Origin of the sequence: Caproicibacter fermentans (assembly GCF_009746625.1) — a bacterium.
Classification (GTDB): domain Bacteria; phylum Bacillota; class Clostridia; order Oscillospirales; family Acutalibacteraceae; genus Caproicibacter; species Caproicibacter fermentans.
On record NZ_VWXL01000008.1, the window covers coordinates 42,401 to 54,173 of the forward strand.

Consider the following 11,773-nt stretch of genomic DNA (forward strand, 5'->3'; position numbering starts at 1 on the left):
TGCAATGATGAAACTGGTTCATAAGACGATAATTGAATGTTTGGCGGAACGGGCAGGCGCCGACGGCGAAAAGACGGCTGTTGAAACGGGCGGGTGGAGCTGTACCTATCGTCAGCTTGACCTGTTTTCCGATCTTTTGGCGGCACAGATGAAAAGAAACGGAATCGGCACTGGGGTGCATGTTGGCATCTGGAGCGTCAACAGCCCGGAGTGGGTCGTAACGTTTTTTGCGCTGGTGAAAACGGGAGCCGTGCCCGTGCTGTTAAATACCTGTTTTCAGGATGACGAAATTACGCAGGTTCTGAATTATGCAAATGTAGAGGTCCTGTATTACGGAGAAGGTTACAAGACAACATCCTATCGGGACATGATTGAAAGAATCAGGGAAAAAACGCCGAACATCAGGCGTTTCGTTTCAATGGATCAGGTTAAAGACGGAATGAATTCCGCCGGGAGTAGGTATGCCGACGCGACGCATGGGCAAAAGGCCTTCGCCGAGCTTCAGGAAGCGAAGAAAAAAATCCGGCCGCAAGACACGGCCTGCATGATTTTCACCTCTGGAACCACTCTTGTTCCCAAAGGAGTGCTTCTCAGCCATTACAGCCTGGTCAACAATGCCGCCGCGGTGTCAGAAGCGATGCAATGGAGCGGACGGGATAAGATGTGCATTACTGTGCCGATGTTCCATTGCTTCGGCCTGACGGTCGGCATTCTGGCCTGTGTAATCTGCGGTGCGGGTATGTATCTGATTCCCTGCTTCCGGACCGGAGTCGTATGGGACGCGATTGAGAATCAGCGCTGCACAATCCTGAACGGCGTGCCAAGTATGTTTCTCGCGCTTATCCGGAGTTCAAACGGGCGGGGAAGAACTGCGCCTTTCCTGAATTCCGGAATTATCGCCGGGTCGCCGATTACGCCGGAGGATTACAATGAAATCTGTGAACGGTTTCCATCGCTTCATCTTCAGCCTTCGTACGGCCAGACGGAAACCTCCCCCTGTGTGACGATTGCGGATTGGAACGATCCCCAGGGAAAGAAAAGCGCTTCTGCGGGAAAGCCGATTGACTTTGTCAGCGTTCGCATTTGTTCCGTTTCGAATGGAACCGTCGAGAAATTGGACAAAGACGGTGAAATTCAGGTCAAAGGCTACAATGTGATGGAGGGTTACTATCATCTTCCGCAGGCGAACAGAGAAGCCTTTACGGCGGACGGCTGGCTGAAAACGGGGGATATCGGCCATTTCGATTCCGACGGGGAACTCCATGTTACCGGCAGGCTGAAAGAGATGATTATCCGCGGCGGCGAAAATATATCTCCGCGCGAAATCGAGCGGGCGATTCGCGCGCTTGACTGGGTGGAGCAGGTCAAAGTGGTTGGTGTGCCCGACAAAGTGATGCAGGAGGCCATAGCGGCGTGCATCATTCCCAAACAGGGATGTCAAGTTGACAGGAACGGACTGTTCCGTTATTTAGATAAAAAACTTTCCCAATATAAAATGCCTTCCTATGTATTCGAATTCAAATCTTTTCCTTTCAACGCAAGTGGAAAAATTCAGTTGGAAAAAATAAGGAAACAGGCGGCTGTGCTGGCTGAACAGGCAGCAAAAGAAAAAAAGGAGGAAGCACAAATATGGCAGACGCGTATTTTACGGAGCAACATGAGCTAATCAGGAAACTGGCCCGCGAATTTGCGGAAAAGGAACTGACGAAGGAAATTCTTGACAAGGTGGAGGAAACAGGGGAATTCCCAGAGGAAATTCTTGACAAAATGGCCGCGGCGGGATTTTTCGGAATCAAAATACCGAAGGAATATGGCGGCCAGGGGGCGGACGCCCGTTCTTATGTTCTGGTCATGGAGGAAATCGCGAGAGTTTCGGGCGTGGCGAGCATCTACGTGTCGACCCCGAACTCCCTTTCAGGCGGACCGCTGCTTCTCGCCGGCAATGAGGAACAGAAAGCGAAATATCTGACACCGGTGGTAACCGGCAAGAAAAAACTGGCATTCGCTCTGACCGAACCGGGCGCGGGCTCCGACGCGAGCGGCATGGTGACCTCCGCCGTAAAGGAGGGCGACCATTATGTGCTGAACGGGCGCAAATGTTTTATCACAATGGCCCCGCTTTCCGACTATGCGGTTATTTTTGCAAAGACCGACATGAAAAAGGGCAACAAGGGCATTTCGGCGTTTGTCGTTGATATGAAAGGCCCGGGCGTCAGCTGCGGCAAGCCGGAAGACAAGATGGGCATCATCGGCTGCGCGACCTCTGATATTATTCTGGAGAATGCGATCGTTCCGGAAACGGACCGTTTGGGCGAAGAGGGCGAGGGATTCAAAATCGCCATGAAGACGCTGAATACCGGCCGTTTGGGCGTGGCGGCTCAGTCAATCGGCATCGCACAGGGCTGCCTGGACGAGACCATAAAATACGCAAAGGAAAGAAAACAGTTTGGGCAGCGGATTGCCGACTTTCAGGCCATCGGTTTCATGATCGCCAATATGGCCACAAAGCTGGAGGCCGCAAAGCAGCTGACCTATAAGGCTGCGTACCTTCTGGATACCAAACAGGATACGACACTCAATGCGTCGATGGCAAAGTATTTTGCCTCCGAGGTGTGCAACGAAATCGCGGCCTGCGCCGTTCAGATTCACGGCGGATACGGATTTATCAAGGATTATAAGGTAGAGCGGATGTACCGCGACTGCCGCGTGTTTACCATTTATGAAGGAAGCAGTCAGGTTCAGCAGATTGTCATCAGCAAGCAGCTGCTGAAAAAGTAAGAAGGGAGAAGCTTAAGGCATGAAAATATTAGTTTGTGTAAAACAGGTTCCGGATACGAATGAGGTTAAAATTGATCCGGTCAAGGGAACCCTGATCCGCGAGGGTGTTCCCAGCATCCTGAATCCGGACGACGCAAATGCGCTGGAAGCCGCGCTTCAGCTTAAGGACAAAGACCCGGACACGAAGATTGCCGTTCTCACCATGGGCCCCCCGCAGGCAACTTATATGCTCAGAGAATGCCTTGCGATGGGTGCGGACGAGGCGTATCTGCTCAGCGACCGTGCGTTCGGCGGAGCGGACACCTGTGCCACTTCCACAACAATTGCGGCGGGAATTAAAAAAGTCGGGAATGTCGACCTCGTTTTTGCAGGGCGCCAGGCCATTGACGGCGACACCGCGCAGGTTGGCCCCCAGGTCGCGCAGCGTTTGAACGTGCCGGTTGTTACCTATGTAAAGGACATCAAGGCTGAAACGGGAAAAGTGACCGTTCAGAGGCAGATGGAAGACGGGTATGAGATTATTGAGGTTCAAACCCCATGCCTTCTTACCTGCGTGAAAGAGCTGAACGAACCCAGGTATATGTCGGTCGGGGCGATTGTTGACGCATATCAAAAGGAAATTACGGTTTGGGGACATGATCAGGTTGAACTTGACCCGAAGGACTGCGGACTGAACGCCTCCCCAACACAGGTTTTCCGCTCCTTTACACCGCCGCAGAAGGGCAAGGGCGAAATGCTTTCGGGTTCCGTCGGCGAGATAGCGGCGGTACTTGTTTCCAAGCTGAACGAAAAGCATCTATTAAAAAAAGAAGGGTGAGAACAACATGGCAGTTGTTGTATTAAAGGATCAGTGCAAAGGCTGCACGAAATGCGTGAAAAGTTGTCCGTTTCAGGCAATTACGATGGAGAACAGAATTGCCGTGATTGGTCCGGCCTGCACAGGCTGCGGCCAGTGCGTCGAAGTTTGCCCGTTTCAGGCGATCAAGAAGACGGAAGACAAAAAGGCCGCAAAAGATTTGAGTACCTATCACGGCGTATGGGTTTTTGCCGAGCAGAGAGACGGAAAGCTGATGCAGGTGGCGGTTGAACTGCTGGGCGAGGGAGCCAAGCTTGCCAAAGCCGTGGGCTGCGAACTTTGCGCGGTTCTTTGCGGTTCCGGTGTGGAACCGCTCGTGAGCGAACTCTTTGAGTACGGCGCCGACAAGGTCTATTACGCCGATGCACCGGAGCTTAAACAATATACGACCGATGCCTATACCAAGGCGATTTACGAGGCGATTGAAACCTATAAACCTGAAATTGTTCTGCTTGGTGCGACACATATCGGCCGCGACCTGGGTCCCTGCCTTGCGGTCCGCTGCGGAACCGGACTGACGGCTGACTGTACAAAGCTTGAAATTAACCCGGAGACCAAGGGGATCATGCAGACCCGCCCCGCGTTCGGCGGCAATCTGATGGCGACGATTGTTTGCCCGAACCACAGGCCGCAGATGTCGACGGTTCGCCCGGGCGTTATGGAGAAAGCTACAAGGACTGCCGGCAGAGCCGGAGAGCTGATTCGTTTGAGGATCGGATTCCATGAGGGCGATATTCGCACAAAGGTGCTGGAGGTTGTTAAATCCGTCAAAGAGGCGGTGTCCCTGACCGACGCTGAGATCATTGTTTCGGGAGGAATGGGGCTGGGAAATCCGGAGGGATTCGAACTCCTCAAAAAATTTGCGGAAAAGCTCGGCGGGACCATAGCGGCGTCAAGAGCTGCGGTTGATGCCGGCTGGATTGATCACGCCTATCAGGTTGGACAGACCGGAACGACTGTGAAGCCGAAAATTTATTTTGCCTGCGGTATTTCCGGTGCCATTCAGCATGTGGCCGGAATGCAAAAATCCGGGCTGATTGTCGCAATCAATACCAATGAAAGCGCGCCGATTTTCGATATTGCTGATTTCTGCATTGTTGGCGATCTGTATAAGGTGATTCCGGCCATTCTGGAAGAACTTGAAAACGTGCCGTGTTAAAATAAATGCGGGGCCGGTCCATATCCCGGTCTTTCAAAATGGGAATGAAGTAACGAATTCGGAGAATTCAAATAAAAAGCGGCGGAAAAAATTCTTTTCCGGCCGCTTTTTCTGTTCTGGCGGGCAATCCAGTTTTCCGGGTTTGACCGTCTGCTGTAAAGTCAGGGCGTCGGCGAAGCTGACGCGGCGCCCGTTACCCGCGTTCCGGATATCTGAAAGTTGCCGTAGCCGGTCGTTGCCACCGCTGCAAGCGCATTTCCTGACAGGGTTCCCTTCACTTGATATTTTGTGCAAAAAAAGCCCATGCTAAGAACGCCTGAAAATTCAAAGGCATTAAAATCAATTTTGCCGTTTTTAAAAAAGCTGGTGCTTCCCATGGCCCGAATGGAGCCGCTTAAAATCCCTCGTTCCTCTTCCATGGCCAGCACGCCTCTTTGGGGTCCGATGGGTGTCTGCAATGTAACATTGAAAGTACTTTTCATAATAAATCCCCGTTTATTTTGTATTTCAATCCGCATTCCACAAGCGGGGAGTACGGCTGAAAAGGGATGATTTGGCGGTTTTTACGCAAAGTCGGTCAGCGGTATAAGATGCCCGTCGGCATGATTTTACCGCACGCTATTTTGGCACCGGAATTCCCGGATGGCTGCGTTGTGAAATCATCCGGAGCCGCGTGAACGATCACAGTTCGCCCGACGACTTCATTCACGGTAAATCTGTCGGTGAAAAACGCCATGAAAGCGTATCCCCGGTTGCCGAACAACGGAGGAAGATCGCCCGCATGTGCGGGATGCGGACAGCCGTTTGGATTATAATGACCGTCCGTGTCGGCGAAAGGGTCTTCGGCGTTTCCCGTACAGGATTTGCCCTCGTGAATATGGAATCCGTAGATGTCGGGAGAGCACGCCTGTGTCCCTGTTGGGAGCCCATGAACCTGGGCGATCAGATAAACTCCGTCCGAAGTCTGATAAAAGGAGACAAAGCCGCGGAGATCGGGATAATCGGGGCTGCCGTTTATCATGGCGCGGGCATTGGGAATCCTTCGCAGGGTATTTTGAAAAAGTCTCAGATTCATTTGGTGTTCTGAAAGCAAGGTACCACCTCCTGGACTATTTTATGCACATGGAAATTAATTGCCAATGTACTGCCTGAGCAACCAGCCGTTTTTCGGAGACGAAGGTTTTCAAGCGCCGACATATTTTTAAAAGACTTCCATATTTTATGGTATAAGGCGGAGGGCGGTACAGTACCGCTTGCCGGTAAATTTCGCTGATGGGAAAGGATGTTTTGAAAGATGTGTACGGCAATCACGTTTCAGTCTAAGCAGGGAGTCAATTTTTTTGGGCGCACCATGGACTTTTCTTACCCGATCGAACCGAAGACCTATATCATCCCCAAGAATTACGTTTGGCACAATGTTTTGAACGGGAACATGTACAGCGATTCTTACAGCTTTATCGCAATCGGTCAGGAAAGTGATGAAATGCTGGGCTTTTTTGACGGAGTCAATGAAAGAGGGTTTGCTTCGGCGGTATTGTATTTTCCGGGATATGCAAAATATCAGGAAAAAGTGACCAAAGAACAGAAGGAACCCGTTGCGGCGCTTGATTTTCTCCATTATATTTTGGGAAAATGCGGATCGATAGACGAATTAGACGGGCTCTTGCGGCAAATTTCTCTGTTTGGCGTTCCGGACCCGATCACACAGAGCGTTGCCCCGCTGCACTGGATTGCAACCGACCGAAGCGGGAAAAGCGTTGTCATCGAATCGACGGAGCAGGGAATCAAACTGTATCGAAATCCCATCGGGGTTTTGACCAACAGCCCGGATTTTCCATGGCATATGACAAACCTCAGAAATTATATGACGGCGGCTCCGCGGCAGGAGGAAGAGGTTTTCTGGGGAGAAGTTCCGCTCAGGCCGTTCGGTCAGGCGGGAGGAACCGTGCCGCTGCCGGGAGGCGATACCTCCCCGGAGCGGTTTGTGAGAACGGCGTATCAAAAAACGCATGTTGAAATCCCTTCCGGCGACACCGAGGCGGTAATCACCTGTTTTCATCTCATGGAAAATGTCACAATTCCCAGAGGAGTGGTCGAAACGGCGAAAGGCGACTGTGACGATACAAAATATACTGCTTTTATCAACACAAAAACATGCGAGTATTTTTTTAGGACTTATGACAACAGCGAGATTGCGTGCGCAAGCCTGTGGGACCGCAGCGGATACAGCAAAAAACCGGTCTGCCTGGGAGATTTGGCGCGTCCGGTTTCCTTTCATAAAATTTCTTGAAAACTGCGCGCGCAGACAAACCCGCCGCCCCCGAAGGCCCACGGTACCGGCTTTCGGGTCCGCCTGTTTCTCCGCATAGAAAAGCCGCCCGAAGGCGGCTTTTGGGGAGGAGTGTTATGAAAAAAGTTTATGAAAATCCTCAATCTGAGGGACTTGTGGTTTGTCTGCGGGCCTGCGGTTCGGTGTTCCGATCATGCCGCCGACCATGCTGCAGTGATTTTGTTTTGCTTTGACGGTTTTAATTATACCGGCATGTTGTTAAGGAGCCGTTAAGAAGAAATGAAAATAGATGGAGAAAACAGTTAAGAAATTTTGAATACAGCCGCCCGATGTGACCCATACGGTTGGGATAAGTTTCAAAATGTGGTATAATCTAATTAAAATCAGAGATTATCTGAAAGGAAATATGTTATGAAGAAGTCGAAAATACTGATCCCACTGTTTCTGATCTTGTTGCTTGGCGCGTTTATTTTTGCCGATGCGCCGAATCTCAATCCGCTTTATCGGGAAGGGCTCAGCTTTTGGGGCTTTCTCATAACCGCAGTTTCACTGTTTCTGTGGTTTTGGAAATCCGGCGTGCGCAAATTTACGCGGCAAACCAATATCGAATTTTCCGACCTGAAAAAGGGACGCGTTTTTTTCATCGCGGCGGCGGCTCCCTGGGTGATTTTTATTCTTGTAAGTTTGTTTTCCAGCGTGCTTTTTCATGTGGATCAATACAAAAACCAGATGCCGGAACCGGAGAACAGGGTGTTTTCTTCCGATGTTCAGGCGATCGATATTTCACAGCTTCCTGTGGTCGATAAAAGTCTGGCTTCTCTGCTTGCCGACAAAAAGCTGGGTGAAAAGCCATCTCTCGGCAGTCAGGTTGCTCTGGGGGAGCCTACTATTCAAAAGGTCAATAATAAACTGGTGTGGGCGGTGCCCCTGCTGCATTCTGGCTTTTTTAAGTGGATCAGCAATTCCGGCGGTACGCCGGGGTACATTTTGGTTTCGGCGACGAATCCAAAAGATGTGGACTATGTGGACAGCTATGCGATCAAGTACCAGCCAAATGCGTATCTCCTTGATAATCTGCAGCGGCATGTACGTTTTTCCGGCGGGCTTTTTACCGGGCTGACCGATTATTCCTTTGAAATCAATGATGAGGGAAAACCCTATTGGGTCGTTACAACTTATAAATATCTGGCAGGGTACAGCCTTCCGGAAGCCGACGGCGCGATTATTATTGATGCCGCCACCGGAAAAAGCGAAAAATACGGCATCGGCGATATTCCCGGCTGGGTGGACCGTGTGCAGCCGGTCGATTTTGTCATGACGCAGATCAATAACCGGGGAAACTATATTCATGGGTTATTCAATTTTTCGAACAAAGATAAATTTGAGACTTCCGAAGGAAACGCGATTGTCTATAATAATGGAAGATGCTATTTGTACACCGGCCTGACCAGCGTCGGGGCCGATGAAAGCACCACGGGTTTTATCATGGTCGATATGGTGACAAAGACGCCGTACCGGTATCAGATCAGCGGTGCGACAGAATACGCGGCGCAGCAGTCGGCGGAAGGAAAGGTGCAAAATATGCACTACCGTGCTTCCTTCCCGCTGATTACCAATGTGGACGGCCGCCCGGCTTATTTTATGACGCTGAAGGACGACGGGGGACTCATTAAGCAGTACGCCTTCGTTTCCGTCACCGATTATACGAGCGTCGGAACCGGAGAGACGATCGGTTCCGCGATTTCCAATTATCAGTCGGTCGTTAAGAATGTAAGCGGAAGTTCCTCCATTGATACCGGAGACCAGGAACAGAATCTGCAGGGAACGATCGACAGAATATCGTCTCAGATCGTGGGGGAAAATACGGTTTATTCCATGATTCTAAAAGAACAGCCTGACAAGATCTTTACCGCGGTTGCGGACATCAGTCAGGAATTGCCGCTGACAAGGGAGGGCGACGGAGTAAAGATCACCTATATCAAGGCGGACCGAGGAGTGATCAGCCTCTCAACCTTTGACAATCTTGAATATACGCAGAAGTAAGAGGATGAATCGAAAAACGGCTCCGGCACTGTTTCACACAGTACCGGAGCCGTTTTTATACTTTGTTCAGTTGTGAAATGTGTTACTCCTGCTTTGTTTCTTCCTTCAATGCCTTTTCCTTTACTGGGTACGTTTGCCCGACAAAAACGGAAACCAGGAACACAACTGCGAAAATGAAAGAAAGAACGGACCAAATCATCAGATCCTGATATGTACCAACATTGGAAATTCCCACAATTCCGCCGATCGCGTAAATCACGGTGGTCGCGATCGTGCCGCCCTTGCTGCTTCTGGCAACGATTCCGACGATTCCGGCGACCAGCAGACAGATTGCCAGGAATAATCCTGAGGACCCGCTGGATTCCCCATTCGCGGCAATCGCGTTCCCGACCCCGGCTGCGCACGATTGGAACAGTACAAATAAAGACAGGACAATCGACACAATCCCAATAATCAGTTTTGCTACTTTCATATAGACACCCATCATTCATAATTTATACATATATTTTATCATTTTGGGAACAAAATGCAAGACTTTTTTCTGATTTAAAATACTTTAAAAGAGATAATTTGGGCCGGCGCTTTTAACACGCCGGCCCATAACAAGGTTTTGCATGCTAATGAAAGAGCTTTTGCTGCTCTGAGCTTTCGATTATCGCGGACGTCTGGGCGGTGGCCCGGGCGGAGGGGGTCCGGGAGGTCTTGGCGGTCCGGGCGGACGTGGAGGCCTTGGGGGATACGGACGCCTGGGGCACCAGGGAAAGATTGGCCACCAACGACAGAACGGCCGATCGTATCTTCTTGGCATAATTTGCATCTCCTTACCCACATTTTATTCGCGGAGCAAGAATTCTGCGACACAGAGTGATGAAAGAAGCGCCGAAACAAAGAATTCAGGGGATTTTCAAAAAAAGCGGCCCCAACCCGAAGGATGGAGCCGCAAATGCCGAAAAACGCTTCTTCGTTTTATTCCACCTCCCAGTCTCACAACACGTGTGTATGATACCGAATGAATGGGAACAGAGCAAAAAAAATCATAAAGATTATATGAGAAAAGGATCACATCAAAAGGCCACCCGGTTGGGGGTGGCGGTGAAAAGAATGTAGTCCTCTAGATCAGAGGGCGTAACCGACTTAAAAAATTTGACACGTGTCCGGTCAAGCGCGCTGTGTTTTTCTGTTAGAATTTACGGCAACGGCAGCAACAACCGCGGCCGCAGCCGCAGCAGCAAAAAGCCAAAAAGGGAATCAGCCAGCAGCACATGATGCAGTACCACCTTTCGTGTAAACTGCTATATCCTATGCGTCCGATTACAGGCTTGTCAATCTGGCTAATTGGAATTTGAATGCGGAAACAAAGATTGTTTCCGCGGGCCGAATACCTTCTGGAGAAAAGAATTCTGAAAAAGAGGCGCGCGCCGGCTTGCTGGGGATGAGCCTGAGTGCCTATATGAACGCTTTGATCGACAGAGACATGGGAATGTGCCCGTAAAATTCATCATACTGTCACCGTTCTCACCTAAAATTTGTTTGGTTTCTGCCGATAGAATAAATAGATAAAAAAGAAAGGGTATGATGGCCATGGCTATTTCGGCGGTTTCAGGGACAACCGCTGCCTATTCTGCGGGCGTGGACAGCAACTCCTCCAGCCAGATTTCCCAGTTGGAGAAACAGGAAAAGAAACTGCAGGAGAAACTGGAGACTTTGCAGAAAGACTCATCCGGTGAGAATGCCAAACTGGTTCAGCAGCAGGAGGCTCTAATTCAGCAGCAGATTTCACAGATCGAACGGCAGATTCTGCAGATTGAAAATCAGCAGAAATCGCCGGAATCCTCCGGGCAGTCGGCAGCTGCAAACATCAAAACGGCAAGTGCCACGGAAAACAGTTTGTTAGATACCTTTGCATAATCGATCCCCCGTCGGTTTATTGGCCGGCGGGGGATTTCTATATGATTCAATTATGAAGTCTTTTACATTACCCGTGTTGGAATGAAGGCGTCAAGAATACCGATTGCGACTGCGCCTAAGACAGCGCCCAGAATTGTGACATTCATATTCGGAACAGCAAACTGGGCCGCGTATAAAATGACGGCGGTCAGCAAAAATCCTTTTAGTCCTTTTCCAAATGGGGAAGCGTCGGTTTTCATAACGCTCTCCACCAGATAATCCAGCAGGCTGATTACAATCGCGGCAATCAGAAACGACCAAAGACCTACAATGGAAAAGCCGGGAGTGAAAAATGAAACCAGGAATAAAACAATCACCATTACGGCCAATTTTCCCAGCCATCTGCCAAAAGAAAAAGATGTTTGCGTATCGGACTCATTTTGGTCGGTTCCGGCATAGTGCGTGTGAACGGCATGACCTTGATGCGCCATGAGTATCACCTCCTTTCACAATATTAGTAATCCTGTTTTTATCAAAGATATTAGCGGTAAATTTTATGCTGACTTTTAGGGAACCTCTGAACAAATGGCGCAGGAAGAGGAATTCAGCGAAAAGGGATTCAAGAGGCGTTCCAACTGAATGATTACGTCGAATTTCGACGCTATACTCCTGAATTTATTTCCACTTTTGCGGAAATGGGCGCACTTCTCCCTTGTCAGGTCTCACTGAAACTTCGACCTGCCATTGCCAGCATATAGAG

At 50.0% G+C, this 11,773-nt stretch carries 11 protein-coding genes; 7 read left to right on the forward strand and 4 right to left on the reverse strand.

Annotated features, from left to right (window positions below; genetic code table 11):
* Window positions 1-4: 4 nt before the first annotated feature.
* From CAFE_RS01095 to CAFE_RS01110, 4 genes are read left to right on the forward strand one after another with little or no spacing between them, the layout of a single operon-like run.
* Complete coding sequence (locus tag CAFE_RS01095) at window positions 5-1,666, forward strand: class I adenylate-forming enzyme family protein (protein WP_156989559.1); 1,662 nt, start codon at window positions 5-7, stop codon at window positions 1,664-1,666.
* Entirely contained in the window at window positions 1,630-2,778 is a 1,149-nt protein-coding gene (locus CAFE_RS01100) for an acyl-CoA dehydrogenase family protein (protein WP_066644746.1), read from the forward strand. The genes CAFE_RS01095 and CAFE_RS01100 overlap by 37 nt, the downstream gene beginning before the upstream one ends.
* Window positions 2,779-2,797: 19 nt before the next feature.
* Window positions 2,798-3,595 carry an electron transfer flavoprotein subunit beta gene (gene etfB / locus CAFE_RS01105; protein WP_156989560.1) on the forward strand — a complete coding sequence of 266 codons (798 nt, stop codon included), beginning with the start codon at window positions 2,798-2,800 and terminating at the stop codon, window positions 3,593-3,595.
* 7 nt (window positions 3,596-3,602) lie between these two features.
* Window positions 3,603-4,793: an electron transfer flavoprotein subunit alpha gene (locus CAFE_RS01110; protein ID WP_066644750.1), complete on the forward strand. Its 1,191-nt coding sequence runs from the start codon at window positions 3,603-3,605 to the stop codon at window positions 4,791-4,793.
* A gap of 161 nt (window positions 4,794-4,954) precedes the next feature.
* On the opposite strand, the gene CAFE_RS01115 is transcribed toward CAFE_RS01110, so the two are convergent.
* Window positions 4,955-5,275, reverse strand: coding sequence for a hypothetical protein (locus CAFE_RS01115; RefSeq protein WP_156989561.1), 321 nt, complete (start codon window positions 5,273-5,275; stop codon window positions 4,955-4,957).
* 95 nt (window positions 5,276-5,370) lie between these two features.
* Window positions 5,371-5,886, reverse strand: a complete 516-nt coding sequence (locus CAFE_RS01120; protein ID WP_407926832.1) for a superoxide dismutase family protein — start codon at window positions 5,884-5,886, stop codon at window positions 5,371-5,373.
* A gap of 201 nt (window positions 5,887-6,087) precedes the next feature.
* On the opposite strand from CAFE_RS01120, the gene CAFE_RS01125 reads away from it, so the two are divergent.
* On the forward strand, window positions 6,088-7,083 hold the full coding sequence (locus CAFE_RS01125; RefSeq protein WP_156989562.1) for a choloylglycine hydrolase family protein: 996 nt from the start codon (window positions 6,088-6,090) through the stop codon (window positions 7,081-7,083).
* Between the two features lie 411 nt (window positions 7,084-7,494).
* Window positions 7,495-9,126, forward strand: coding sequence for a hypothetical protein (locus tag CAFE_RS01130; protein WP_066644754.1), 1,632 nt, complete (start codon window positions 7,495-7,497; stop codon window positions 9,124-9,126).
* An 82-nt stretch (window positions 9,127-9,208) separates the two neighbouring features.
* On the opposite strand, the gene CAFE_RS01135 is transcribed toward CAFE_RS01130, so the two are convergent.
* Entirely contained in the window at window positions 9,209-9,598 is a 390-nt protein-coding gene (locus tag CAFE_RS01135; RefSeq protein ID WP_233452660.1) for a hypothetical protein, read from the reverse strand.
* A gap of 1,109 nt (window positions 9,599-10,707) precedes the next feature.
* On the opposite strand from CAFE_RS01135, the gene CAFE_RS01140 reads away from it, so the two are divergent.
* Window positions 10,708-11,034 (forward strand): FlxA-like family protein, encoded by a 327-nt coding sequence (locus tag CAFE_RS01140; RefSeq protein WP_166525038.1) that lies wholly within the window; start codon window positions 10,708-10,710, stop codon window positions 11,032-11,034.
* A 62-nt stretch (window positions 11,035-11,096) separates the two neighbouring features.
* Here CAFE_RS01140 and CAFE_RS01145 read toward each other — a convergent pair whose 3' ends face one another.
* The gene (locus tag CAFE_RS01145; protein ID WP_083210032.1) at window positions 11,097-11,504 is read right to left on the reverse strand and encodes a phage holin family protein; all 408 of its coding nucleotides are present in this window, start codon (window positions 11,502-11,504) and stop codon (window positions 11,097-11,099) included.
* Window positions 11,505-11,773 lie beyond the last annotated feature (269 nt).